General features: G+C 63.2%; 22 protein-coding genes. 15 read left to right on the top strand and 7 right to left on the bottom strand.

All coding sequences use genetic code 11. From position 1 onward, the window contains the following. The first annotated feature begins 2 nt into the window (after positions 1–2). Entirely contained in the window at positions 3–245 is a 243-nt protein-coding gene (locus ACQY7R_RS20320; protein WP_428307381.1) for a DUF2442 domain-containing protein, read from the top strand. On the opposite strand, the gene ACQY7R_RS20315 is transcribed toward ACQY7R_RS20320, so the two are convergent. Then, positions 242–1,288, bottom strand: coding sequence for a dockerin type I domain-containing protein (locus tag ACQY7R_RS20315; protein WP_428307380.1), 1,047 nt, complete (start codon positions 1,286–1,288; stop codon positions 242–244). The genes ACQY7R_RS20320 and ACQY7R_RS20315 overlap by 4 nt on opposite strands. Positions 1,289–1,567: 279 nt before the next feature. On the opposite strand from ACQY7R_RS20315, the gene recQ reads away from it, so the two are divergent. Continuing rightward, on the top strand, positions 1,568–3,781 hold the full coding sequence (recQ, locus tag ACQY7R_RS20310) for a DNA helicase RecQ (RefSeq protein ID WP_428307379.1): 2,214 nt from the start codon (positions 1,568–1,570) through the stop codon (positions 3,779–3,781). Between the two features lie 199 nt (positions 3,782–3,980). Here the strand turns inward: recQ and ACQY7R_RS20305 are convergent, their stop codons facing one another. Beyond that, positions 3,981–4,928: a cation diffusion facilitator family transporter gene (locus ACQY7R_RS20305; RefSeq protein ID WP_428307378.1), complete on the bottom strand. Its 948-nt coding sequence runs from the start codon at positions 4,926–4,928 to the stop codon at positions 3,981–3,983. Between the two features lie 205 nt (positions 4,929–5,133). Between ACQY7R_RS20305 and ACQY7R_RS20300 the strand changes: the two genes are divergently transcribed. From ACQY7R_RS20300 to ACQY7R_RS20280, 5 genes are all read left to right on the top strand, one after another. After that, the gene (locus tag ACQY7R_RS20300; RefSeq protein WP_428307377.1) at positions 5,134–5,868 is read left to right on the top strand and encodes a hypothetical protein; all 735 of its coding nucleotides are present in this window, start codon (positions 5,134–5,136) and stop codon (positions 5,866–5,868) included. 51 nt (positions 5,869–5,919) lie between these two features. After that, positions 5,920–6,513, top strand: a complete 594-nt coding sequence (locus tag ACQY7R_RS20295; RefSeq protein WP_428307376.1) for a LemA family protein — start codon at positions 5,920–5,922, stop codon at positions 6,511–6,513. 152 nt (positions 6,514–6,665) lie between these two features. Beyond that, positions 6,666–7,817 carry an alpha/beta hydrolase gene (locus tag ACQY7R_RS20290; RefSeq protein WP_428307375.1) on the top strand — a complete coding sequence of 384 codons (1,152 nt, stop codon included), beginning with the start codon at positions 6,666–6,668 and terminating at the stop codon, positions 7,815–7,817. Between the two features lie 127 nt (positions 7,818–7,944). After that, positions 7,945–8,901 carry a tRNA glutamyl-Q(34) synthetase GluQRS gene (gluQRS, locus tag ACQY7R_RS20285; protein WP_428307374.1) on the top strand — a complete coding sequence of 319 codons (957 nt, stop codon included), beginning with the start codon at positions 7,945–7,947 and terminating at the stop codon, positions 8,899–8,901. 93 nt (positions 8,902–8,994) lie between these two features. Then, positions 8,995–10,464 carry a TIGR04222 domain-containing membrane protein gene (locus ACQY7R_RS20280; protein ID WP_428307373.1) on the top strand — a complete coding sequence of 490 codons (1,470 nt, stop codon included), beginning with the start codon at positions 8,995–8,997 and terminating at the stop codon, positions 10,462–10,464. A gap of 159 nt (positions 10,465–10,623) precedes the next feature. On the opposite strand, the gene ACQY7R_RS20275 is transcribed toward ACQY7R_RS20280, so the two are convergent. From ACQY7R_RS20275 to ACQY7R_RS20260, 4 genes are all read right to left on the bottom strand, one after another. After that, on the bottom strand, positions 10,624–11,124 hold the full coding sequence (locus tag ACQY7R_RS20275; protein ID WP_428307372.1) for a HEAT repeat domain-containing protein: 501 nt from the start codon (positions 11,122–11,124) through the stop codon (positions 10,624–10,626). Between the two features lie 14 nt (positions 11,125–11,138). Beyond that, positions 11,139–13,286 carry a M1 family aminopeptidase gene (locus tag ACQY7R_RS20270; RefSeq protein WP_428307371.1) on the bottom strand — a complete coding sequence of 716 codons (2,148 nt, stop codon included), beginning with the start codon at positions 13,284–13,286 and terminating at the stop codon, positions 11,139–11,141. A gap of 321 nt (positions 13,287–13,607) precedes the next feature. Next, positions 13,608–14,303 (bottom strand): response regulator transcription factor, encoded by a 696-nt coding sequence (locus ACQY7R_RS20265; protein ID WP_428307370.1) that lies wholly within the window; start codon positions 14,301–14,303, stop codon positions 13,608–13,610. A gap of 434 nt (positions 14,304–14,737) precedes the next feature. After that, positions 14,738–14,962: a SlyX family protein gene (locus ACQY7R_RS20260; RefSeq protein ID WP_428307369.1), complete on the bottom strand. Its 225-nt coding sequence runs from the start codon at positions 14,960–14,962 to the stop codon at positions 14,738–14,740. A 258-nt stretch (positions 14,963–15,220) separates the two neighbouring features. Here ACQY7R_RS20260 and ACQY7R_RS20255 point away from each other — a divergent pair, with 258 nt between their 5' ends. The 4 genes from ACQY7R_RS20255 (at position 15,221) to ACQY7R_RS20240 (ending at position 20,937) form a co-directional block, all read left to right on the top strand. After that, positions 15,221–15,580, top strand: coding sequence for a 4a-hydroxytetrahydrobiopterin dehydratase (locus tag ACQY7R_RS20255; RefSeq protein ID WP_428307368.1), 360 nt, complete (start codon positions 15,221–15,223; stop codon positions 15,578–15,580). A 250-nt stretch (positions 15,581–15,830) separates the two neighbouring features. Continuing rightward, positions 15,831–18,752, top strand: coding sequence for a thioredoxin family protein (locus tag ACQY7R_RS20250; protein ID WP_428307367.1), 2,922 nt, complete (start codon positions 15,831–15,833; stop codon positions 18,750–18,752). A gap of 139 nt (positions 18,753–18,891) precedes the next feature. Further along, entirely contained in the window at positions 18,892–19,677 is a 786-nt protein-coding gene (locus tag ACQY7R_RS20245; protein ID WP_428307366.1) for a hypothetical protein, read from the top strand. A 633-nt stretch (positions 19,678–20,310) separates the two neighbouring features. Continuing rightward, entirely contained in the window at positions 20,311–20,937 is a 627-nt protein-coding gene (locus tag ACQY7R_RS20240) for a hypothetical protein (protein ID WP_428307365.1), read from the top strand. 103 nt (positions 20,938–21,040) lie between these two features. Here the strand turns inward: ACQY7R_RS20240 and ACQY7R_RS20235 are convergent, their stop codons facing one another. Then, positions 21,041–21,616, bottom strand: coding sequence for a hypothetical protein (locus tag ACQY7R_RS20235; RefSeq protein WP_428307364.1), 576 nt, complete (start codon positions 21,614–21,616; stop codon positions 21,041–21,043). 242 nt (positions 21,617–21,858) lie between these two features. Here ACQY7R_RS20235 and ACQY7R_RS20230 point away from each other — a divergent pair, with 242 nt between their 5' ends. The 4 genes from ACQY7R_RS20230 (at position 21,859) to ACQY7R_RS20215 (ending at position 26,489) form a co-directional block, all read left to right on the top strand. After that, positions 21,859–22,065, top strand: a complete 207-nt coding sequence (locus ACQY7R_RS20230; RefSeq protein ID WP_428307363.1) for a hypothetical protein — start codon at positions 21,859–21,861, stop codon at positions 22,063–22,065. 70 nt (positions 22,066–22,135) lie between these two features. Next, positions 22,136–23,533 carry a hypothetical protein gene (locus ACQY7R_RS20225; RefSeq protein ID WP_428307362.1) on the top strand — a complete coding sequence of 466 codons (1,398 nt, stop codon included), beginning with the start codon at positions 22,136–22,138 and terminating at the stop codon, positions 23,531–23,533. Beyond that, the gene (locus tag ACQY7R_RS20220) at positions 23,523–24,926 is read left to right on the top strand and encodes a hypothetical protein (RefSeq protein WP_428307361.1); all 1,404 of its coding nucleotides are present in this window, start codon (positions 23,523–23,525) and stop codon (positions 24,924–24,926) included. The genes ACQY7R_RS20225 and ACQY7R_RS20220 overlap by 11 nt, the downstream gene beginning before the upstream one ends. A 114-nt stretch (positions 24,927–25,040) precedes the next feature. Continuing rightward, positions 25,041–26,489, top strand: a complete 1,449-nt coding sequence (locus ACQY7R_RS20215; RefSeq protein WP_428307360.1) for a serine hydrolase domain-containing protein — start codon at positions 25,041–25,043, stop codon at positions 26,487–26,489. Positions 26,490–26,593: the final 104 nt, after the last annotated feature.

Below are 26,593 nucleotides of genomic sequence, written 5' to 3'. Positions count from 1 at the left end.
CTTTGTTACACGTCACCAAAGCCGAACATGTCGCTGACTACCGCGTCCGCCTCTGGTTCAACGATGGAACCGCAGGCGAAGTCGACTTGCGCAATGAGCTAACCGGCCCCATCTTCGCGCCGCTGCATGACGCCGCCTACTTCCGCCAGTTCCGACTGGAAGGCAACACGCTTGCTTGGGACAACGGCGCCGACTTCGCGCCAGAATACCTGCATCAACTCACTTTGGCTGATTCGACCGCTTAGGATCGCGGTACGTGCGCCCGTCGCCGCACGCGAATCACCGCCGCCGCACCAAGCGCTAGCACCGACGCGCTCGGCTCCGGCACGCCGGCCGCCGCTTGCCACAGCGCCAGGTCCGCCGCATTCACGACGCGGTCGCGATTCGCATCGCCAAACGCAATGCTGTCGATCTCCAAACCGGTGGCGCCCATGTTCGCCATCAGAATCGCCCGGTCGGCCAGATCAACGACGCCGTCGCCGTTGAAATCTTCAAACTTCGCGACGGTGTAGCCGAGGTCTCGCATCGACTCGACCGTGAACCGCGACAAGAACGGCTCGCCGTAATCGGGGTCGATGGCGCCCGTCATCAACTCCAGCCCGCGGTCGCGGCCATACTGGTCGACGACGCCAACGCGCGGGTCGAGCGAGAACGGATCGCTCGGATTCCCTTCTTGCGGACTGCTGCGCATCAGCTGATCCCAATGCGAGTTTGGCGTGCCGGGGTTGCCGGCGTTCTCCACCGGCACGTAGGCGACCGCTTGATTAAACTCCGCCTGATACGCCGCGAGCCCATACGCGCCGGTGTAGTGAAACGTGTTGTTCGCGTAAACATTGTTCGCCGTCCACAGCGTACCGATGCCGAGCACATGCCCCACTTCGTGAGCCAGCAACTCGTCGATGTAGTTCCGACCGTTGGCGCCAACGCCTTGCCAGTTGGCGAAGTTCTCAATCTCGTTAACGTTCACGTTCACGAACCCGCTCGTCGCGAGCGTGTAGCCGCCCTGGAACGTCGTCCCCGCGAAGTTCGCCGCGGCCAGGCCGCTCGTCGTCGGATAGACCGTGATCGGCACACTCGCAATGCCGATCCCCGGCTGGTAGCCGGTGAGCACCGTTTCCCACATCCGCTCGACGCGCACTAGTGCCGCGTTGAGGATGTTGATCTCGTTGGCGTCGAACTGCCCGCCATCGTTCGGGATGGTGAACTGCAAATCGAACGCTAGCACCCGCGCGGAGTGCGAGCTGAGCGCTACAATGGCCACGAGGCCGGCGAAGAGAAGTCGACGCATCGTCGGTGCGGTTCCTGAGGGGTTCGGTCGAGTCCTTCCATTATGTCCGCTTGGCCGCAGGTTAGCGACACTTTTGCAGCCCGAAAACTGCTGGCCGCCTGCCGACAAAACCGTCACACCCCGCCGCTTCCCGAACCAAACCGCCCCGATTTTGCTCACCGCGTGTCGGTTAACTCCCACAAACCACTCGCCCCCGCTCGCCACCCGAAACTCGCAACTCGCCGCTCCCCAAGAAAATTCCTTCCCTGCCGCCGCCCGCCGCGGCTAAAATTCCCTCCCATGCCGAGCCAGTTAGCATCCTCCCCGCCTGTTCGCACGCAACTCCTCGAAGCGCTCCGCCGCTATTGGGGCTACGACTCGTTCCTCCCGCTGCAAGAACAGGCAATGTCCGCCGGTATGGCAGGGCAAGATTCGGTTGTCGTCCTGCCCACCGGCGGCGGGAAAAGCTTGTGCTATCAGGCCCCCGCCGTCTGCCGCGACGGCCTCGCGCTCATTATCTCGCCCCTCATCTCGCTGATGAAGGACCAGGTCGACGCCCTCCGCGCGTGCGGCGTCCCCGCGGCGGCGATCAACAGCACCCTCACCGCCGGTGAACGCCGCGAAGTCGCCGAGCAGATCCGCCGCGGCGAGTTGAAGCTCGTTTATGTCGCGCCGGAACGGCTGCTGGCGGAACGGACGCTCGAGTTCTTTAAGCACACGCCGCTTTCGCTGATCGCCATCGACGAAGCCCACTGCATTAGCCAGTGGGGCCACGACTTTCGCCCCGAATACCGCGGGCTGAAAATCCTCAAGCAGCACTTTCCCGCCGCCAGCATCCACGCCTTCACGGCCACCGCTTCCGACGCCGTTCAGCGCGACATTGCCGACCAGCTCGGCCTCGCCGATCCGCAAATGCTGATCGGTTCGTTCGATCGGCCGAACCTCAACTTCCGCATCCGCCGTCCCGCGAACCGCTTCGCCGAGGTCTGCCAGCTCGTCGAACAACGCAAGGGCGAGGCGGGCATCGTCTACTGCATCAGCCGCAAGGAAGTCGACAAAACGGCCGACGCTCTTCGCTCGCTCGGCTACCGCGCGTTGCCGTACCACGCCGGCCTGAGCGACGACCAGCGTCACCGCAATCAAGACGCTTTCCTCGACGAAGAGGCCGACGTCGTCGTCGCGACCGTCGCCTTCGGCATGGGCATCGACAAGTCGAACGTTCGCTACGTCATTCACGCCGGCATGCCGAAGTCGCTTGAGCATTACGTGCAAGAAAGCGGCCGCGCCGGTCGCGACGGCCTCGAAGCCGACTGCCTACTCCTCTACAGCGGCCGCGACGCGATCGTCTGGCGACAGCTGATCGAGAAGGGCGAGAATGGCGCCGACGCCGGGGCCCTCGAATCGCTCGCCGCGATGGAACGCTTCTGCGGCGGCGTCACCTGCCGGCACAAGGCGATCGTCAACTACTTCGGCCAAGAGCTCGAAAACGACAACTGCGGCGCCTGCGACGTCTGCCTCGGCGAGCTCAACCTCGTCGAAGAGCCGGTCGTGCTCGCCCAGAAGATTCTCTCGTGCGTGCTGCGGCTCGACCAACGCTTTGGCGCCGACTACACCTCGAAGGTCCTCGCCGGCTCGAACGAAGCTCGCATCCGCGAACTCGGCCACGATCGCCTCAGCACCTACGGCTTGCTCAGCGAGCATCGCAACTCGGCGATCCGCGAATGGGTCGAACAACTCGTCGGCCAATCGTTCCTCCGCAAGGCGGGCGAGTACGGCACGCTGGAACTCACCGAAGCGGGCCGCGCGCTGCTGAAAGGGGAGGGGAGTCCGCAACTCACCAAGCCGGCGCCTGCCGCGAAGGAACGTCGTTCGCGCAGCGGTTCGGCCAGCGACAACTGGGAAGGGGTCGATCGCGGCCTGTTCGAGGAACTTCGCAAGCTGCGCACGACGCTCGCCAACGAACATGGCGTGCCGCCGTACGTGGTGTTCGGCGACGCCGCTCTCCGCGACATGGCCCGTCGCCGGCCGAGCACGCTCGATGCGTTCCTCGAAGTCCGCGGCGTCGGCGAACGGAAACGAGACGACTACGGCGACGCGTTTATCACCGCGATCATCGACTACTGCTCCACAGGCGGCGTCCCCGTCGACGTTGCCGAAGTCGCGTCGACGCCAGCCGCATCGCCGCGTACGCGCGTCGATAGCGCCGAGGGGCCGAACGCCTCGTCAATCGCCGCGTTCACCCACTTCCGCCGCGGCGCGTCGATCGAAGACACCATGGAAGCGATGGGCCGCGCCCGCTCCACGGTCGCCGGCTACCTCAGCGAATACCTGCGGCACGAACAGGTGCAAGATCCCAGTCCCTGGGTCGAGGACGATCTGGTGAAGCGGATCGAACTCGCCATCGCCGAAGTCGGCCTCGTGGGGCTCAAGCCGATCTTCGACCACCTCGGCGGCGAGGTTCCCTACGAACCGATCCGCATCGTCGCCACCTGCGTCGCGAACCGCGAAGGCTAGGGATTCACCACGACTGCACGACGAACACAACGGCCAGGGCGAATAGAGCGAGCTGAGCTCCAGAACGGAATGCTCTGGCTCCCTCCCCCTTGAGGTGAGGGGACCTCAAGGTTTATTTTTCTCTGGCCGGGTGCCACTCTAGCCCCGGGCTCCGCCCGGGGGTCGGCCACCACACCGGAAGTCCCAATCCCACGCAACGCTACCCCCTGGCAGAGCCAGGGGCTACAAATCCGCTCGGCTCAATATGCACGAGCGCATCGAGCACCGCCGCATCGCTCGCCAGCAGCGCATCCTTTACCTCATGCGCAATCCGATGCCCCTCGCGCACCGGCATCTCACCGTCAACCTCGACGTGAATATCGACAAGCCACCCCAGCCCGCTCTTCCGCGCGCGGCAATCATCGATCCCCGTCACTCCCGCCACGCCCGCCGCAACGTCGCGAATCTTCTGCAGCGTCTCGGCCGGCGGCGCCGCGTCTAAGATTTCTCCCAGCGCATCGCGAAACAGCCGCACGCCGTTGAACGCAATCAGCCCGCACGCCGCGAGCGCCGCCCAATCGTCGGCCGCTTCATATCCCTTGCCCCCCCACAGCGCGATCGTGATGCCGACGAACGCCGCCAGCGAGGTGAGCGCATCGCTCCGATGATGCCACGCATCGCTTTGCATCGCGCTGCTGCCGATCTCTTTGCCGGTCTTCACCAACCAACGGAACAGCAACTCCTTCACCGCGACGACCGCCACGAGCACCAGCAGCGTGAACGGCTCGGGCCCCAAATGCGGCGCGCGGATTTCATGAATGCTCTGCACCGCGAGCACCCCGGCAACGCAGACGAGCCCCGCCGAAATCACCAGCCCCACGAGCGGCTCCGCCTTGCCATAGCCATACGGAAACCGTTGGCTCGGATCGGCCGCGGCAACTTTCAGCCCGCCCCACACGGCAATCGACGCGACGATGTCGACCAGCGATTCAATTCCGTCGGCAATCAACGCGTAGCTATGCCCCAGCACGCCGGCAGTAAATTTCACGGCGCCCAGCAGCCCGCTGATGACGATCGCCATCCGTGCCGCCCCCATCCCGCGCACGGCATTTGCCGCGGCTTCCGCCCGGGCGGCGTCGACACTGCTGGTTCGGGGGGGCGGGGACATGGAGCGTGAGCTAGAATTCACCGTCAGACGGTGTAGATTTGAGTCGTTGAAACCGGGCCCTGAAGGATACGCCATCCCGCCCGCACCGACCATTGCGAACCGCCCGCGGAAAGCCGCCTCCCGGCAAGATTCCGCGTCGTCCAGCGAATTAGCCCGCAACGCTTTCCCCCCATCCTGCCGCCTCACCACAGCCGACGCGCCGCCCATGGAACCTGTGTTTATTGTCTTGATCTTCGTCGTCTTCGCGACGCTGATCATTGGCGGCGCCATCTACTCGCATAAGCAGCAGAAAGCGCGGCGGCTCGCGCTCGAACAACTTGCTGCTAGTCGCGTCTGGCAGTTCGACCCGTCGTACGACTACGCGCACGACAAGCGGTTCGCTCAATTCTCGCTCTTCACCACGGGCGAGTCGCGCTACGCCTTCAACACCACCCGCGGCAGCGTGACGATCGCCGACGCCCAGTGGCCGCTGCAGTATGGCGACTACCACTACCAGACGACCACGACGAGCACCGATAGCGAAGGCCGCACCAAAACCGAAACGCAAACGCACGTCTTCAGCTACGTGATCCTCGAGAGCCCTTACGTCGGCGCCCCCGATCTTTTCATTCGCAAGGAAGGTTTCTTCGATCGCATTGCCAGCGCCATCGGCTTTCCCGACATCGACTTCGAGTCGGTCGAGTTCAGCCGCAAGTTCGTGGTGAAAAGCAGCGACAAACGATTTGCCTATGACGTCATCTCGCCGCAGATGATGGAGTTCATGCTCGACACGACTCCGCCGACGGTCGACTTTCGCGACGCCAAGTGTTGCCTCTATCATGGCAGCGTGCTGAAGGCCGAGGACTTCGCCGCGACGATCCAGTGGTCGACCGAGTTCTTCGAACACTGGCCCCGCCACGTAGTCGCCGACCTGGCCGCCCGCCGCCAAACCGCCACTTAGCCCCCGGTTCTTCAAACCGGGGGCACGCACCGCACCCCACTCACCGCCGCCATGGACCCATCCACCGACATGAGCCCCGCCTTCATCGCCCTGATCGCCGTCGGCGTGGTCGCGCTGCTCGCACTGATCTGGCTCATCGCCACGTTCAACCGCCTCGTCAGCACTCGCCAGCACATGCGCGAAAGCTGGGCCGACATCGACGTCGAACTCAAACGCCGCTACGACCTCATCCCCAACCTCGTCGCCGCGGTGAAGGGATACGCCGCCCACGAAAGCAGCGTCCTCGAGCAAGTCGTCCGCCTCCGCAACACGGCCGCCGCCAACCATGGCGCCGCGGCCGAACAAGCGGTCGACGAAACGGCGCTCGCCATCGGCCTGAAGCAACTCTTCGCCGTCGTCGAGAACTACCCGCAGTTGAAGGCCGACACGCAGTTCCTCGCGCTGCAGCAGGAGCTCGCGATCACCGAAGACCGCCTCGCCGCCGCCCGCCGCTTCTTCAATGCCAACGTCCGCGAGATGAACCAGCTGTGCGATACGTTCCCCAGTAACGTCATCGCGAACATGTTTCACGTCGAACGCGGCAGCTACTTCGAGGTCGCAAGCGACGCCGAACGCACCGCCCCCCGCGTCGCCGTCGGCGCGTAACCTGCACGCCCTAGCCCCGGGCTCCGCCCGGGGGTCGTTAGCCATTTCAGTCGGCGCGGCCCCGCGAACTGCTACCCCCGTGCAGAGCCCGGGGCTACAACAAGCGTTCCACTCTTCGAACACCGGTCCGATCTCTCCCCAGAGGCCGATCCATGCGAACGCTGCTTTTCCTCGCACTCCTCATTGTCCCGCACGCCGCCCACGCCGAAATCCAAACCCTCTTTCGCGGCGAGTGCTACACCGAAGCCGAAGGCGCCGCCAAACTCGCCGAGTTCGCCAAGACCTACAGCACCCCCGACGAGTGGCAGGCCCGCGCCGCCAACATCCGCCGCGGCATGCTCAAGGGGATGAAGCTCGAACGCCTTCCCACGGCGTGTGACCTGAAACCAATCCGCCACTCAAAACGCGAGCACGACGGCTACACCGTTGAGAACGTCGCCTTCGAAAGCCTCCCCGGCTTCTGGGTCACCGGCAACCTCTACCTGCCGACCGACGCGAAAGAACCGCTCGCCGGCGTCCTCTGCCCGCACGGCCACATGGCCGACAATCGCCTGATCGAGCAAACGCAAAAGCGCTGCGCCGCGCTCGCGCGCATGGGCGCCGCCGTCTTCGCTTACGACATGGCCGGCTACGGCGAGTCGACGCCCGTCGATCATCACCACAGCGAAACGCTCCGCCTGCAAACTTACAACAGCATGCGGGCGATCGATTACCTCCTCTCGCTCGGCAACGTCGACCCCAACCGCATCGGCGTCACCGGCGAGTCGGGCGGCGGCACGCAAACGTTCGTCCTCGCCGCGGTCGACCCGCGAGTTGCCGTCTCCGTGCCGGTGGTAATGGTCTCCGCCCACTTCTACGGCGGCTGCAGCTGCGAGAGCGGCCTGCCGATTCATAAGAGCGCCGACCACGAAACGAACAACGTCGAAATCGCCGCGTCGATCGCCCCGAAGCCGCTGCTGCTCATTTCCGACGGCGACGACTGGACTCGCCAAACGCCGCAAGTCGAGTTCCCGCACGTGCAACAGATCTACGAACTCGTCGGCGCCCCCGACCACGTCGAGAACGCCCACTTCGCCGATGAAGGACACGACTACGGCCCCTCGAAGCGCGCCGCCATGTACCCTTTCATGGCCAAGCATCTCGGCCTCGACCTCGCACGTATTCAGAACGACGCCGGCCAGATCGACGAGTCGTTCGCCATCGTCCACCCTCGCGCGGAGCTGCTCGTCTTCCCCGCCGACAAACCGCGGCCCGACTACGCGGTGACCGACGGCGACCAAGTGATCGACCTCCTAAACCGCTAGCGACCCTCTTCTAGCCCCGGGCTCCGCCCGGGGGTCGGCGTCCACCCACGAACACGATCACTCCCACGCAGCGCAACCCCCGGGCGGAGCCCGGGGCTAAGAAGAAACGCCGAGCCACGCCCCAACCATGCACCGCACCCGCCTCGCGCCTTCCCCGACCGGCGCCCTCCATCTCGGCAACGCCCGCACGTTCCTCGTGAACTGGGCCCTGGCGCGGCAGCAAGGTTGGCACATCATCCTCCGTATCGAAGACCTGGACGGCCCGCGCGTGAAGGCAGGCGCCAGCGACGAAGCGGTCGACATTCTCCGCTGGCTCGGCATCGATTGGGACGCCGGCCCCGTCACGCAGCGGAGCGATCTCGCCCCGTACCGCGCGGCCCTCGAACGCCTGGCAGGGCAGGGCGACGTCTACCCCTGTCGCTGCACGCGAAAAGAAATCGAAGCCGCGGCCCTCTCTGCCCCGCACGGCGACGAACACGAACTCCGCTATCCCGGCACCTGCCGACCGGCCGAGCCGACGCCGCTGCCGCCCGCAGCGCTCGATGAACCGGGCGTCGCTTGGCGGCTTCGCGTTCCAGACGGCGCGACGACGTTCGTCGATCACATTGCCGGCGCGCATCGACACGACATGGCCGCCACGACCGGCGACTTTCTCGTCGCCACGAAGGAAGGGCTGCCGAGCTACCAACTCGCCGTCGTCGTCGACGACGCCCGCCAAGCCATCGACCGCATCGTCCGCGGCGACGATTTGCTCGGCTCCACTCACCGGCAACTCCTGCTGCAACAACGGCTCGGCATCACGCCGCCGCCAGAGTACTACCACCTGCCGCTCGTCCTCGGCGAGGATGGCCGCCGCCTCGCCAAACGCCACGGCGACAGCCGCATCAGCCACTACCGCGCGCAAGGCGTCGCCGCCGAACGCATCATCGCCCTGATCGCCGAGTGGTGCGGCCTCGGCCCGCACGAAGAACTATCGGCGAAAAAATTTACCGCAGAGTTCGACCTCGCCGCCCTCCCGCGCACGCCAATCACCTTCAACCCCGCCACCCCTCATTTAGCCCCCGGTTCTTCAAACCGGGGGTAACGGCGCCCGCATCCCATTTGTTAATTCTCATCTGCTAAGATCCAATCTCCGTCCCCCCGCAGCGAATAGCCTGCAAACAGGGAAACAGGATCGATGAACTCCGACCATCAGTTGCTCTGGCGTCGTTTGGAGCACCTGCCACTCGACGCCCCCGGCACGGCCCAGCCGTTCACCGCTCGCCTCGCCCGCGAGCAAGGCTGGTCGCTTCGTTACGCCGTTCGCGTCGTCGACGAGTACCGCCGCTTTCTCTTCCTTGCGAAGACGGCGGGCCCCGCTTGCCCGAGCGAGCAAGTCGACGAGGCCTGGCACCTCCATCTCTGCTACACCCGGTCGTATTGGAACGACCTCTGCCACGATGTGCTCGGCGAGCCGCTCCATCATCAGCCAACCGAAGGGGGCCCAGCGCAGCTGGAACATCACCGCACAATGTACCTCGCAACGCTCGCCGCGTATCGCGAGCAATTCGGCAACGAACCACCGGCCGACATCTGGCCCGTCGTCGATGAACGCTTCGCGGCGACCTCCAAGCGCTCGATCGACTTGCAACAGCACATCGTGCTGCCGCGCCCGCGTCTCGCGTCGCTAGTTCAACGGTTGCGCCGACGATTGAAGTCTGCAACCTGGCTCGGCGCCTTCGCGCTGGCGCCAGTGATCGGCGTCACTTGGAATCCGTTCGATCTCTCGGGTCCGGAGTTCCTGTGGCTCTACGGCAGCTTGCTGGCCACGGCGATCGTCGGCGGCATCGCGCTCCGTAGCTTGCTCCGCGAACCTGACGACGGCTCACCCTATCCCGAACTCGACGCCTACGAAGTCGCCGTGCTCGCCGGCGACGAGAAGCTCGCGATGCAGACGGCGATTTGCGAGATGATCGTCGCCGGGCAACTCGCGCTCGACAAAGCCGACGGCCGGCTGAGCGTCGTCGACCACCAACGCCCGCACGGCGTCCCGCCGCTCGTGCAGGCGATTTACGACAGTCTTGCCAATCGAGAAGCGGCGGGCATCCAAGACGCCTACAACGCCGGCCAACTCGAGGCGGCCCGCATCGGCGTCAAACTTGAGTCGTTACGACTGCTAGAGACCAAGGAGACTTCTAAGGCTGCCCGCTGGATCCCCGGGCTGCTGTGCGGCGTCGTGGCGCTCTTCGGACTCGCCAAATTCTGCGTGGGCGTCTACCGGGACAAACCCGTTGTGATTCTTGCCATCATGGCAATCGGAGCAGGGCTGGCCGTTGCGACTTTTACGAAACCTATCAAGCGCTCGCTTCGCGGCGATCATCTCCTTCGTCGACTGCAGGGTAAGCGGCCCGATCTCAAACAGTCCGACGAACTCTTCACCCGCCCGCCAGCCGACGTCGCGATGGGCATCGCCCTCTTCGGCATCGCCGCGATGGCCACGGCGCCTGGCGGCGTCGCCGACCTCCACCGCTGGATGCGACCGCAAGCCGCTGGCGGCACCGGCTGCACGACGGGCGGCGCCGGCTGTGGAGGAGGAGATGGCGGCGGTGGGGGAGGGGACGGAGGAGGCTGCGGTAGCGGCTGCGGAGGTTGCGGCGGCGGCGACTAACCGCCGCCGCCCATTAGCCCCCGGTTCTTCAAACCGGGGGCGTGCAACTCAACGGGGTCGGGGGCCTTTTGCCACTGGTGGCACACCATCCCAAACAAGGCCGCTAGTGGCAAAAGGCCCCCGACCCCTTCCACGCCACAATCAATACAGACGCCGCGTCTACTTCTCCGTCGGCTTCTCGCCTTTCTTTTCATCGCCCGCAGCCTTCTTCGCCGCGGCCGACTTCTCCTTCAACTCATCGAGCGACTTCTGCAGCTTCGCCTGCTCCTCGCGCAGCTCGCGAACTTCCTTCCGCAGGTCGCCCACTTCCGCCGGCACGAGCGGCGTCTTCTGGTCGAGTTCCGCCAGCGCCGCCTTTGCCGCCGCGGCGAGCACCGCATCGACCTTGTTCGCCGCAATCGGCGCCAGCAGCGGCCGCGCGGCCGGGTCGTGCAATTCGCCCAACCCGCGGATCGCCGACGACTGCAACGTCTGCCGCGGGTGATTCAGATAATCGACGAAGAACTCAAATGCCGCTTGTTGTCGTTTGCCCTTTTGCGAAAGCTTCGCGACGGTAACCATCGCTTCGCTAACGTCGCGCGGATCGAGCTCCGCCTCGCGGGACTTGATCGTTTCCATCACGCTCGACGCCAATGCGGGATCGTTGAGATCGCGAATCACCGCGAACGAAGCGCCTACCGGCTCGCCGCCCACGATTCGTCCCGCAACGCCTGCTTCGCCGCCGCCGAGGCGTCGTCGCCCTGGTGGCTCGCCAACCCGCGCAGTGCGGTCGCGACAATCGCGGGGTTCTTCTCCGTTTCGATGACAGCGAGCAGTTGCTTCGCCGCGTCGTCGCGGTAGCACTTGCCAAGCTCCTCGACGACCTGCTTCCGAACACGGGCGTCGTCTTGCTTCGTCGAATCGAGTAGCGCCGCTACCGCTTCTTCGGTCCGAATCTTCCGCAGCGCCGTCGCCGCCGCGCACCGCACGCCGAAAAACTCGTCCGCGTTGAGCACCTGCTTCAGCGCCGCGACTGCCGCCTGCGTCTTCACGTCGGCCAACTCGTCGCACGCCAAGATGCGGCCAATCGCATCCTCGGCGTTGGCGAGCTGAGCCTCCAGCATCTTGTCCGACTTGTCGAAGTCGACGTTCGCCAGCAGCGTGTACTCCGGATCGAACCGCACTACCTGCGGCTCCGCAGGCAGCGCCACGTAGAAGTCTTGCTTCTTGCGGTCGATGCGAACTTCTTGGTCATGCTCCTTGCCGTCGACGATGAACCGCAGCACCGTGTCGATCTCGAACAGCAGCACCTTGTCGTTCGTCTCTTGCGTCTGCTCGACCGTGACGTGCGCCAGCTTCTCCTCCGGCAACCACTTGTAGGTAACCTTCAGCTGCGGCTGTCCGCCGTGATAAACCCACTGGTCGAAGAACCGATCGAGCGGCTTGCCGCTCAGCTCTTCGAACACCTGCCGCAAGTCGTCGGTGACGACTTCACCGAGCGCGTGCCGTTCGAGATAGGTCTTGATCGCCTTGCGGTACAGTTCGTCGCCGAACTGGCTCCGCAACATGTGCAGCACCCAGCTCCCCTTCGGATAGGCGCGGAAGTCGAACTGATCGCGCGGCACGTTGTAGTCGCGGTAGACGATTGGCCGCAGGTCTTTGCTATGCGGGCCAATATCGTCGCGGGCGTCGAGGTACAGCCCGTACTTGAACGCATCCTGGCCTTCCTTGTGCCCCTCGTACAGCAAGGCGTAATAGGTGGCAAACCCTTCGTTCAGCCACAAATTGCTCCAATCCTTGCAGGTAATGTAGTCGCCGAACCACTGGTGCGCCATTTCATGGGCGTCGAGCGAGCGGCTGCTGCGAATGTTCTCCGTCGCGTCGCTGTAGATCGTCCGCTGGGTGAGCGTCGTGATCGTCGTGTTTTCCATGCCCCCCCAGTGATAGTCGGCGCAAGTCGCCTGGTCGTACTTATCCCACGGGTAAGGCACGCCGATTTCGTCTTCGTAGAACGCCATGATCGCCGGCGTGTCGCGGAATGCGAACTCCGCATGCTTCGCCTTCGACGGCTGCGTGTAAAACGCCAGCGGCACGTCGCGGTGCTTCGCTTCGAGTTTCTCCAGGTTGCCCGCGATCAAGCAAACGAGGTAGCTCACGTGCGGCTTCTCTTGCAGCCAGTGAACGCTCTTCTTGCCGCCGTCCTCTTTGGTCTCGCCGACGAGCTTGCCGTTCGAAACGACTGTCATCTCTTCTGGCACATGGCAAATGATTTCGCTCGACGCCCGTTCGTTCGAATAGTCGAAGCAGGGGAACCAATGCCGCGCTTCGTGTGGCTCGCCTTGCGTCCACAGGTGGTCGTCGCCCTTCGGCAGGCCCATCGCCGCGGTGCGGAAGTAAAGTCCCTCGACCGGCTCGGCCGAGTAGTCGATCTCAACCTCGGCCTGTTCGCCGACCGGAATCGGCGACTCAAACACGATCGTCAAGCTTTCGTCATCGGACGAAAAAGTGCTCACCGCATGCTTCGAGCGGACATCGCTCACATCAAGCCGATGGGCGTCGAGTCGCAGCGTCTTCGCTGGCTTCGAGATCGGTGCGAAGCGAATCGCCGCCGTCCCCGCGATCGTTCGCTTCTCGAAGTCGGGAGTCAGGTCGAGCTTGATGTGCTCGACGTCGACCTGCCGATCAGGAGCATAATTGCGGCCATTGCTCGCCTGCGGCGGATCGGCCCACGCACTGAGCGCGTTGCAGTAACGGCAATGCTGCTGGTGTTCGTTGGCGAGAGCGGATGAAGCAGAGGCAAGAAGCGCAATGACAAACGCAAGCGACGACAGGGAACGACTCATGGATGAGAATCTCGGTGGCTGGCGTGACGGGAGGGCCCGGTGGCCCCATTCGATTGGCTACGTCTAAGACGCAATAGCGACCCGATTGGATCGCGGCAGGTTCGTTCCTACTAATTGTAGCCTATCCCGCACCGCCCCGCGCCATGGCACGCCCCATTGGACTGGTCGCTTAAGCGACCAGTCCGAACCCTCGCAAAACGGGGCCCCACGCGCTTCGAAGCGTAAAAAATCGTCGCCAACTGGCGCATTTTAGGCCGCACCGCCAACGCCCTTTAGCCCCCGGTTCTTCAAACCGGGGGCCCGCCACAGCGCCCAGCCACACTACACAATCAGCAGCCCATCTCGAATCGCCCGCACCGCGAGCTCCGAGCTCTTGTGAATGCCGAGCTTCTTCATCAGCCGCGACTTGTGGTTGTCGATCGTGCTCTCCGACAGGCCGAGCATCTCGGCGCACTGCTTTACTGTGCGCCCTTCGGCCAAGAGTCGCATCACCTGCTGTTCGCGTTGCGAGAGAATCGAGATCGAACGTTGGTCGCCAGCGTAGTCGAGCTGGTATCCGCGCTCCGTGCGACGGATCCGCGGCGCGAGCGTCGGGTCGAACACGCGGCGGCCGTTGAGCAGCATGTCGGCCATCGCCGCCGAAAGCGCCTGCGACGACGCCGTGCGGCTGAAGTAACTTGTTCCCGGCTCGCCCAAGATCGCGGCGAGCCGAACTTCCATCGGACGGGTATCGAGTACCAGCAAATGACCGGCCGACTCTTCCCGCACGAGGGCGACGGCGCGCTCGACGGCGCCGCAACCAATCGAGGGGTCGATCACCATCAGCCGCGGCTGAATCCGTCGGCAGCACTCAATCCCTTCCTCCAGATTGGTCGCCCACTCCACCACGTCGCAGCCGACGCGGTATTGGCACCATAGGGAGAATGCTTCACAGTCAATCGGGCTCGGCAGCAGCAATACGAGCGTCCGCAATGGCGAATCGGTCGCTCCGTTACGATAGGACAATGGCCTGTGCATTTAAGGCACTCCGTTAAAGGTGGCGGCCTACACTCGCTCCTTCATCGATGGCGTTACAGGACGACTGGCGTTGCTGCCCGCGACAGGTCCCTGCTGATCACCATCGGTATTCAGAACGTATGGGGTAAATTAGGACATTCGAAATCATTGTCACACTATCGAGATTCTTAGCGATGTGGAAGTCCACGTCAGCCTAACGAATTCCCGGATTTTCTCGCGGCAAACCACCAACTTCAGGCGCCAATTCGGTGACAGTCGTGTGGCACTCTCAACAGCTTTCGCGGCCTTCAGTTTCACAAACCCGCACTAAAACACAGGGGTATTCGCCCTCATGGCCCCTCTTTTCTCACCGCATCTACATCTCAATCGCTTTCGCTGTCGATGCCGCCACTTGCCGTTTTAATGCCGGCAACCGCCGGCACGCGGACCAACCCTCAATAGTGCGGCGGCTTCTCGTGCGGCAAATCCTCGCCTTGCGAGTTCTGCGACATCCGCTGCACCGCCGTCGTGTACCGCTCAACTTCTCGCCGCAATTGTTCCAGTTGCCGCCCCTGGCTCAACACGACCTCATTTAACTGATCGATCAGGTGCTGTTGGTAGGTGAGGCGTTCTTCCAGCCCCGTCAAACGCTGTGGATCTGGGATATCAGGCAGGGTCATCTTTAACGAAGGCCTCGGGCTGCGGTAAGTCATAGTTCAGTACTGGCATAGTCTACGGTTCGATCGCAGCACCGACCACGCGAATTCCGGGGGTTGGTCATACCCCCCGCCATCAGGATAATGACTTCCGAGCGTCGCGAATGAACATTCAATACTCAATCGACACAATGGTCTTTTGAGATCTGCCTGCGGCGACGCCCCCGCTTTGCGGCAACTCGCACGAAACAACACCTCAGCCTTAAGAAAAAGACAACAACCATGGCCGCCCAATCTCCCACCGAACTCCGCCAAAAGAAATGCCTCCCCTGCGAAGGAGGCGTCGCCCCGTACTCGAATGACGAAGCCCGCGCCCAGCTCAAGCAACTCGAAGGCTGGCGACTCGTCCACAGCGGCGAGCGAATCCGTAAGGAGTGGACGGTCAAGAACTTCATGGCCGGGCTGAAGTTCTTCAACGAGTGCGCCCGCGTCGCCGAAGAGGACGGCCACCACCCCGACCTCCATATCGAAGGCTACCGCAACGTCGCCGTCGAACTCTGGACCCACGCCATCGGCGGCCTGAGCGAGAACGATTTCATCTTAGCCGCCAAAATCGACGCCCTCCCCATCGAGTTAAAGTAGTCGCAGCATCTGGCCGCATCATCAGTAGCCGCGGCTCAACGAGCCGCCGGAGCGTCTCACAAAATGGACGCCCCACCGGACTGGTCGCTTAAGCGACCAGTCGGAGCCCACGCGCGACTCCGTCCAAAGCGTGCGTCCTTAGCTAACGACATTCCCAGCCGCTTCTCGCCTTCAGTTGCCCGCCGCGATCCACCCTGGCTAGAATCAGCCGAACCTCCTCTAGAAATCGGTTCGAACAGAGAAGCTCGCCATGGTTGATCGCCTCGTCTCGGCGTTCGCGCCGCCGCGCTCCGTGCTAGTCACGCTACTTGCCTCCTGCCTCGCGCTCGCCGTCAGCGCGACCTGCAAGGCCGCCGACGAACCGCCCGCCGAAACTTGGCTCCGCGGCGCCGACGAGAGTCTTGAGCTACGGCTCCACGGCGAGATCCTCGACGCCAACGGCCAGCCCGCGCAAGGCGCCAACATTGCCGGTACGCTCGTCTTCTCCAGCGGCGAGAAGCCGATCGTCGCCGCGGTCGACGGCCATCGCTTTGAGGCTTGGCTTCCCGTCAACAAGCGAGAACTCCATAGCGTGCGCCTCCGCGCCTTCAACCAGGGATCTACCCAGGTCGTCTATCGCACGCTTATGACCTTTCAGCTGCGACAGTCCGCTATCGACGGCGTGCGAATGCAACTCGCCCCCGCGACGCAGCAGGTTGCCGTGCAGGTTCTCGCAGACGCGAAACCCGTTCCACGCGCCTGGGTCAGAGCGGAATTAAACGACGGCCACGCGATCGCCGCCCGCGCCAATGACGACGGCGTTGCCACGCTGTTGCTCCTTCCCGGTCAACCAGTCACGGGTCTCACTGCTTGGAACGACGACCACCGCATCGGCGGCTACTCGCTAGTGCGTGCTCCTAAGCGCGATGCTCACGCCAGCAGCCATGTCGTCGAATTGGAGAAATGCCGCGCTCAGCGCATCCGCATCGTCGACGACCAGGGGCAACCTGTCGCGGGAATTCCGTTCACCCTTCGCGTCGCGACGCCGATACCCGACGTCAACTACGTGGGAGTCAACGACGACTTCCGCCTCACGAGCGACGCCCAGGGGAACGCCGTCTGCCTCGCTTTCCCCGATTGGGAGAAGACGTACCAATACGTCGAACTCGACAGCGACGCTTGGCACGTTCCAGACAATATCGGATTCGAAGACGGCGTGTTGGTCATTCCGGTCAAACGCAACGCCCAGCGCCGCTCCATTCGCGCTCAGCTCACGGCTCACGGAACGTCTCCCGCCGGCATCGACGTCCACGTCCAAAGTTTTCAAGGAGAACGCAAGCACAACTCCGACGAAACCAGTCGCTTCACGAACGCCGATGGCAGCTACGAACTGCAGGTGCTTCCCGACGCAACGTACTGCGCATACTCTTTTGACTCGCGTTGGACTGGCGCTGCGATCGACTGGATTCCCTTTGACTCAAAAAACGAGAAGGTCGCCCCGCCCGAACTCTCAATTGGCGCCGGCGAGACGCTCACTGTCATGGCGACCGCCGGGACCGAGCGGAAACCGCTCGCCAATCTCCATGTGAACGTCAGCCAACAGCATCGCTATTCCTGGCGCGAAAATGGCGAAACCCGCACCGGCATCAGCGGCCCCCATTACTGGCTCCAAACCGACGACGCCGGCCAAGCCGAAATCCACGTCACCCCCGGCACAGTGACGGCCGGCGTCTTTACCGAAGATTGGCGCACCGAGGAAACGATCGAGGTCGCCGCCGGCCAACCTGCCACGCTCAAGTTGCATCGCCCCGTCGCCGGCCCGCGCACCATCCGCGGCCAACTCGTTCGCGCATCGGAAGTCGACGCGCCGCTGGCAGGCCTCGAAGTCGTCGTCGGCGCTGTCGACGGCAACTTCAACGACGTCGACCGTGTCGCCATCGACGCGAACGGCAATTTTGAAATCAGGTCCGCCGCCCAGCAACTTGGCTTCTTCGTCCGCACGCCCGACGGCGCGGCCGCGGCTGCGGCGATCGTCAGCGATTTCGACAACCCCGTCGCCCTCATGCTCCGCCCGACGTTGCAATATCACGGTCAACTCTTGGGCAAGAACGGCGAGCCGCTCAAGAACCACGCCGTTCGCGCCATCGTTAACCTTGCCGCCAACGAACGTTTTAATGGCATTTTCATCCAAAGCTTTGAAGCGGCTCGCATCGAAACACGGACCGACGACCAAGGCCGCTTCACGCTCACGGGGGTCCCGGGCGAAATGCGCGCGCGTCTCCACGCCGACGCCCTCGACGGCGATGAAAACGGCGTCTCCCTCGAAGAGTTTTATCTTGAGCCCGGCGAATCGCGCCCGCCGAGCGTCAACCGTCTCGCCCCCAGCGCCGCCGCAGTCACTCCAGATCCTTTAGCGGTCCGCTACAAGAAATTGCTCCGCGACTGTCGGCTCAACGGTTACGGCCTCATGGTTGTCGCCGCGGCCGACTCGCCGGAGGTCAAGGAATTCGTCAGCCGCTATTTGGTCGACTATCAAGAGAACAAGAACGCGGCCAGATTCATGCAGTTCAACGTCCCCGCCAACAGCAACGAGTTGTCGAACGACGATCGTCGGTTCATGGCAGAGCAGGGGTGGTCGACCCCTCCCGCCGCTGGAGTTTGGGCGATCGCTTGCAGTGCCGACGGCGACGAACTCGGCCGCCTCAACCTCGCTTCGATCACCGCCAACGCAGCGCCGCAAGCTCAGCAGTTCGTCAATCAGTACGCCCCGCCAGCCGAAGACGCCCAAGAGAAATGGCGAGCAGCCTTCGAACTCGCGAAGCAAACCGACCGCCGCGTCTGGGCACGGATGGGCGGCCGTTACTGCGGTCCCTGCCATCGACTCTCGCGTTGGATCGACGAGCACCAAACGGCGATCGAGAAAGACTACGTCCTCTTGAAGATCGACGATTTCCAAGACGCTCACGGGCCAGAAGTCGCCAAGCGCATCACCCGCGGCAAGCACCATGGCGTTCCATTTTGCGCGATCTTCGACGCCGATGAACAACTCCTCATCGACGGCGCCGGCCCCTTGGGCAATATCGGCTACCCCACCGACTACGAAGGCAAACGCCACCTCGGCAAGATGCTTGCCAAAACAAAGCAACGCCTCACCGGCGCCGAGATCAAAGCCCTCATCGAAAGCATCGATTAACGCCAGTAGCCGCGGGTCAACGACCCGCCGGAGCATCACTCAAAACAGTCCGCCCCAAGATTTCGATTGCAACGCCCCCGCACGCGCAGATAATCAACCGCACAAATCCCCTTCCACGCCATCCACTCGCGGATCTCCCATGAAGCCGCTGCTCGCCGCCTGCCTCTCGCTGCTCACCCTCGCCGGCGCCGTGCAAGCCGAGTGGACCCCACCGGAGAAGCCCGATCCAACGACCATCCTCCGCGAAGCCCAAGCCGACGCCCGCGCTCGCCGCTACGAAGACGCCCTAGCGAAGCACCTCTGGTACCACGAGAACGCTGAGAAGTTTGACCCTGGACAATTGGGCGTCCGTCGCTCGTTCGCGCTATCCGACTGGTACAACCTCGGCGCCGACTACGCGCCGGCGCTCGCGAAGTTCGAAGAAGTCCGCGAAGCCGCTCGCAAAATGGTACTGGAGGCGAAGCATCCCAAGCACGTTCGGAACGCCTTCGCCGACTACGCCGCGATGAGCAAGAAGCTCGGCGAGGAAGAGAAAGTCGCCGAGCTGTTCTTAGAGCTTCGGGACAAGAACGAGAAGCATGCCAAGGAGGTCTACCGCTTGGCGGACGGGTCTTTGATCGACGCCGACCGCTTCGACGTCTGCGGCGAGTTCCTCGACGCTGAGCGGGAAATGGAACTGCAGATCTTAGGTTACGAACACAACATGAAAATCGCGGAGGAGCGATTCGGCAAGCAACACCGGCGATTTGGCGAGCAACGATTTCGCGCCGAAGCCGCAAAAATCGTCTTCATCCTCGTGAAAAACGACCGCGCCGACGAAGCCAAAGAACTCGCCCAACAAGCGCGCGACGCCTGGGACGACGAGAAGCTCAACAAAGCCCTCGACGAAGCGCTCGCAGGCAAGAAGCCAAAGGCGTACCCCTAACGCCCAACGAAATAGACGCCCCATTGGACTGGTCGCTTAAGCGACCAGTCCGAACCCACGCCAAACTTCGCCTCCACGACCAGACGCTGGCATTCATCACCGCCTAGGCCTAGCGGCGCCGTCTACCTCCGAAAGAGTGTGCACCTCATGCGTCGTTGCATCCGCGCACTCAGCGCATGCGCGAGCTTACTGCTTCCGCTGACTGGCCGTGGCGAGCAGCCCACAGGCCCGGAAACGGAGAGCCTCGCTGGCGACCTCCAAGGATGGATTCTCACCAGTGACTCCGGCCACGTCTCGGCGCTATCGCTTCCAGATCGAGCGTCCCGAATCGTCATTCACCCTCCACGGCCGGCTGTCGGCCGGCCCCCCGCCATTCATGCGTTCAGCGGCCCCGATGCGACTGGCCAAGTGGTTTATGTCCTGGATTATTTCTCCGGCGATTCAAAGAAGGACGAACATCACCTGCTGAGAAGCGTTCAATTAGACGGAACGGACGATACGGAAATTTTCTCTCGCCCAGGCTCTGCCATGTGGGCGACGTCGGCAGCTGGAAACGGCGAGATTGGCTCTCACGTCGCCCTCTCTCCAATCGGCTCGCGGGTCGCGTTCATCAGCCGTACAACCAATCGACAAATGCCCAAGGCGCTCCTCACGCTGGGCCGCATCGAAATCTGGAATGTGGCCAAGAAGACCGGAACCGACACGAAGGTACTCGCGTTGGATCAGCCGATGTCTTGGTTCCCCGATGGCCGCCGGTTGGCGTACGCCGCCCTCGTCAAACGAAGCGACCTTCCGCCAGACGCCGGAGGGCTCGACAAGTTCGGCTCTTACTTCGGCGAGACCTGGAATGAACTGCCGGCCATCTTTATTTACGACGTCGCCTCGAACAAAAGCGACTTCTTCCACGTCGGCTGGACGCCGGTCGTTGCGTCGGACGGAAAATCGATGTTGGTCGGAGGTTGGGGCGATAAAGAGTACGACTACAGCGTGGTGCGGGTCGACGTGGCGACAGGTCGATCAACCGCGGTCCATTTGCCTGGGCTATTCGGAGCCGTTCTCGGCGTCGATAGCGATCTCACCTACTACGTCGGCAGGTCGACCAAGGGAACCCCCACGAGTTTCACGAAGTTCAACAGCCCTCTGCAAGGTCCCAAAGAAATGCTGACGATCAAAGTCAGCGACGATTCCGGCGAGAAGTTCCAGACAATCGTTCCATCCATTGATCCGCGCAACCCAGCGAGCTTCGGCGTAACGAAGTAGCGAGCAATGCCTGGCGACGCTCGCAGTTCGACGCCCACAGTTCGTCGCTTACAGAACTGATTGCGAAGGACGCAGTCAAACTTCGGTCGCGATTTTGAAGCTTTTACTTCTTCGCAACCTTCACCGCAGCCAACCCAGAATCCGCCATCTCATCTAGCAGCTTCTGCCGCTTCGCCGTCAGTTCATCCAAAAACGTCTTCCGATCCCCGTAGGTCCGCATCGCATACTGCTGCGCGACGACGCCCCCCGCCGGGTCCTTCGCGTACTTGAACAAGTTGTACTCGGCGAACGTCTCGTCCGGCGACTCAACGACGAACTCGATGATCGCGTCGCTTCCTTTCGGATCGTCGACCAAATTCGTAGGCGAACCTGGGTAAGTCTTCTGGACCTCTTCGACGGTCATCTTCGCCAAACCCTGGGCGTCTTCCAACTCGGGGTAACGGCGAATCGACGCCAAATGCGTCCACTTCTCGAGCGTCTCCCCCTCGGGAATAAACTCGGCGACCGGCTGCTCGGGATCCTCGCCTTGCCACGCCAAGTTCAGCGTGCGGCCATCGAATTCCACCGCCTTAGGCGGCTCGATCGACTTCGGCGCCTTGGCCTGCGCAGCTTCGAGGGCGATCGTCAAAGACAGCAGCCCAAACAGGACAATGTACGGAGCAGCTACAGAAAGTCGCATCGCTGAATTCCCCACTCGCCGCTGCGTCTGCCGACGCCGTTACGGCCGAAAGAAAAGTAAATCGCAAACGGGAGGCCACAAAGAGGAGTTACTGGAACTATGGGTCGCCGCCGCCCCCGGCGAAGACGCCGCCCCCCGATCCCCGCCCGTTTACGGCGAATCGAATACGGCAGAACCAGCCTGCGCGTTACAATCGCATCGAGCGAACCCTGCCCGCTGCACGCCCCGCGGACCCCCAGCGTATGACCTCCCCTGCGTCTTTCATCGCCGACGGCCCAACACTCGCCCGCGAAGCCCTCGCGCCGCAACTCCAAGCCAAAATCGCCGCCGCCTACGCCCCGCAACTAGCCGCCGCCAGCTGGCCCCGCCGCCTCTGGCTCCGCTGGCAAATGCGCCGCGAACTTGCGATGCAACTCGAACGCCGTGCACCCGCCGAGGCGCTCTACTAACGCCCACTCATCCCGATTGAGTTCATTTTTATTCCGAGCGCAGCGAAGCATCTAGAACCACCGAATTGTCATGCTCCCTCGGCTCCTAACACGGCTCCTGCTCGCGAGCCTAGCGCTCGCTCCAGCTCTTCGCGCCGACGACCTCCCGCACGATGCCGCCATCCTCGACGCCGATCTCGTTTGGGACGTCGCCAATCCAGAAGCGTACGCCCTGTCGCGCGACGGCCGACAGATGGCCTACACCAGCCGGGGCGCCATTTGGCTATGCGACGTCGACGCCGGCCCGCCGCGGAAACTTGCCGATCTCCCCAATACGACGACCGACATCCTGACGTGGCCTGAATACGGAGCGGAACGCGAAAAGTCCGCCCGCTCGCCGCAAGATCGCCGCTTCACGCCGTTGACCGGGCCTAAGCACTCTTTCCGAGACTTCGCCTTCAGCCTCGCCTGGACGCCCGCGCAAGACGGCCTCGTCTACGTCGTCCGCAAGCACATTGGCAACGAAACGCGCGTGGCCAAGTACCATGTGATGCATGCGTCGCTCGCCGGCGCCATCGACGAGGTTGTCGCCATCGAAGGGCCGTTTGGCAATCGCTACGAAGACGGCCTCTCGTTTTACGTCACGCCCGATCGCAAGTTCGTCGTCATCTCTTCTTACAGACCGCTGATCTGGGACGTGACCCGCAATCGGCCGCAGGTCACGCCGTACGATTTGCTCGTCCCCTCGACCGCTAGCGGCCGCTATCTCGGCGTCGAGATCGACAGCCGCGAGTTAGTGCTAGTCGACGAACAGTTCGCTATCTCGAAACGGTACGGCGTCTTCTTCCCGGTTGATCGACCGATCGATCTTACCTGGTCCGGCGACGAACGGTTCGCCATCTGTCGGACGCACAATGAATATGGCTCGCAAGGGGCTACTGCCTTTCGCATCAGCCTTGAGGCACTCGCTCAGTCGCCGACAGTGAGATGCAATATCAAAGACCGCTTCCTGTTCATCGGCGCCGAAGGCCGGTTCCTCCATCTCCGCGTGAACAACGCCGGCGTTTGGGGCTACCTCAACGGCGAGGCCGGCACGCGCGTGACGCTCGTCGAACCCGACGGCGAATCACGAAATTTGTTCACCACCAGCGGTTTTCGCAAGCCGGAACGGGGCCAACTCGGCTCGATCTTCCCGCCCATGATCGCCGCGTCCGACGGCAGTCGCATCGCCTACGCCCTCCCGCGGCCCGCCGACCAACTTCCCGGCGCCCAGTATCACCTCATCGACTTAGCTGGCGATTCGATTCCGTTGCCGCCGGTGAGCGACGACCGCTATATCACGCCTTATCTCCCCATCACATTCGCCGATGCGAACCGCCGGCTGATCGCCCGGTCGGGCGCGACGCTTTTCTCCGTCCCCGTCCCGACGGCGGCATCGAGCGATGAAGCCAACGAGAGCGCGAAGGAGGAGGCGATCGATGAACAGTAGCTTGCAACGCCTGATCTGGCTTGGCTGGTCCCTGCTAGCCATCAACGCAGCGTTCTCCACCGTCGAACCCGCCGCGGCGGAGCCTCCAGCCGGCCTGCAGATTCTCGCCGATAATCTGCAGATGGAAACGCGGCCGGCACCGCTCATTTCTCCCGACGGCCGGCATGTCGCCTACGTCAGTCGCGGAAACGTCTGCGTCGCCGACGTCGCTGCCGGCACATCGCGACCACTCGCCGAACTCCCCGGCACATGGTCGTATATTCTCGCGCAGGCGCTCGCAAGCGGCGCCGTCGACTCGCCGGAAAGTCGCGACAACACCGAAAAGCACCAGAAGCTACGCAGCAGCGTGACGGACGAACTCGGCGACTTCCAATGGACCGCCGACTCCAAGGCGATCGTCTACAGCCTCACCCACCGAGTCCACGACGAGAAACTCGATCGACATGTCGCTCACGTCCACGTCTGGCGTGCACCGCTTGATGGCGAGGCGAAAGAAATCGCCGACGGCGAGCTGCCGTACGGCGAGCGTCGCGGCCTCGGCGGTCGCATCACCCGCGATGGTCGCTTCCTCGTCAATAATCGTTCCGGCCGCCAACGAGCGCTCATTTGGGATGTCGCCCGGAACAAGCCGCGCGCCACCCCGTACGACTACCTCGCCCCGTCGCCCACGAGCGGCCGCTGGATCGGCGTCGAGAAAGACACCCGCCAATTGGTCGCACTCGACGAAGACTTCAACGTAATCGCCCGCCACGAAGAGTATCTCCCCCAAGCCGACTATGGGTTCGACATGACCTGGTCGCCCGACGAACGCTTCATTCTCTGGCGACAAAAAATTGGCGTCGACTACACGAGCAACTGGGTCGGTTGTCGCTACGATCTGCAAACTCACGACCGCCAAATCTTCCACGGCGACTACTGGAACGAACTGTTCGCCTTCACCGGTCACCGCGGCGAGTTCCTCCGCATCGGCTCCGCCGTCGAGCAACTGCATAGCATCGAAGCTGGCAAGACGGTGTTGCACAGCTACATCGGGCTTATCCGCGACGGTCAGATCTATATGCAGCGACTTTGGAGCAGTCGCGCCGGCCCCCAGAGCCCGGAACTGATCATCGCCCAGGCAAGCGGTGGCTCGCCCATCTCTTGGTCTCCCGATTTGCAACTGTTCACCATCGGGCTCACAGACCCCGAGCCCCCGTATCGCGCGACGATGTATCTCGCTGATCGCCGACGCCAACTCTGGCGAGTTCCCGGCATCGACGCAGAGGATCGCATTTCGCCGCAGGAGATCGTCGGTTTCGCCCTCGACGGTCAAACGCTCATCGCCCGCGACGAAACACGCCTCTTCGCGATTCCGATCACCGCGATTCGGACGACCGATTTGAAGTTCCGTTAAAGCAATCCGCCCAGATAAATCATCTCGGCCACTTTTTCTTGTAAGCTCGCCCCCCCTCGCGGTACCAATACTTCCAACGCCTCACTAACTCCGGCGCTCTTCGGAGCCTTTGCCATGAACTCCTCCCGCTTCCTGCATGCGTTGCTCCTCTTCGCGCTCGCCTTCACCGTCGCGGCCTCGCGCGGCGCCGCCCAACATGTCACCGACGAGTGGGTCGAGCAAATGGCCGCCCCGCTCATCGAGCATCGCGTCGTCGACGGCATCTCGATCGGCTACATCGAGGGCGACCGCTACGGCATCGTCCATCTTGGCAGCGCCACGCGCAGCGGCAAGAACGCCGACAATCTCACACTCTACGAGCTCGGCTCGATCACGAAAGTTTTTACCAGCCTGCTACTCGCCGACGCCGTCGTGCAGGGCAAGATCGATCTTAACGCGGCGGCCGAGGCCGAGAACGCCGCCGGCATTCGCTTGCCAGCGCGCGACGGCGCGCCGATCAAGTGGATCGACCTCAGCACCCACCGCGCCGGCTTGCCGAAGCTCCCTGCCAATCTCGCGCCTGCCGATCCGAAAAATCCGTATCGCGATTACACGCCCGCGCAAGCCGCGGAGTTCGTCAACAACTTCGCCCTCCCGCGCGCACCGGGCGAAGCAATGGAATACTCGAACTTCGGCGCGTCGCTGCTCGGCTACCTCCTCGCGCAGCAAGCCGGCAAGTCGTACCAGGAACTTCTCAACGAGCGAATCACTGGCCCGCTAAAGATGACCGACGTCGCGGTCGAACTGAGCGACGCTCAAGCCAAACGTCTCGCCACGCCGCACGATCGCGTCGGCTCGCCTACGCCCGCTTGGACTCGCACCGACTTCATCGGCTCCGGCGGCATTCACGCCAACATGCGCGACATGCTCCGTTTCGCGAAAGCCCAACTTGAGCCGCCCGCCGGTCCCCTCGGCGAAGCGATCGAACTCGCCTGGAAGCAACAACGCGACGCCGACAAATCGGGCCCCGCGATGGGCCTCGGTTGGATGATCGCCGGCGACGGTCAAACTCGCTGGCACAACGGCGGCACCGGCGGCACGCGGACGGCGATCTTCATCAATCGCGAATTGAAAGCGGCGGCGATCGTCCTCTGCAACACGGCGGTCGCTAACGAAGCCGATCAACTCGCGACCCTCATCATCCAACAAGCGGCCGGCCACGACATTCAGCCCCCTGCAGCAGGCGAAGACGCCGCGGCAGCCGTCGACGAAGCCGACGAGAAAGCACGCGAGAAGAAGGGCGGCAAAGCCCCGGCGATCGACGCCAAGCTGCGCCGCCGCTTGGTCGGCCGCTACCAACTGCGGCCCGACTTCATCTTCGACGTAAACGACGAGGATGGTCGCCTGATGGTCGGCATCACCAACCAAGCGACGCAAGAAGTCTTCCCCGACTCGCCGACCCGCTGGTCGTACCGCGGCATCGAGGCGACGCTCGAATTCAAACTCCCCAAATCGGGCGTTGCGCGTAGCTTGGTGCTCCATCAAAACGGCGCCAAACAAGTCGCAAGACGCATCAGCAAGTAGGCTCGCGAGCACATCCCCTCATAAAAAAAGTTCTGGCCCCCTCCCCCTCAAGGGGAGGGGACCTCAGGGTTCAGTTTTTTTGTGCTCTCTGCAGCGGACGCGTT

It is taken from the genome of Lacipirellula sp., from assembly GCF_965279485.1.
Classification (GTDB): Bacteria; Planctomycetota; Planctomycetia; order Pirellulales; family Lacipirellulaceae; genus Lacipirellula.
This window is presented reverse-complemented; position numbering and strand designations above follow the sequence as displayed.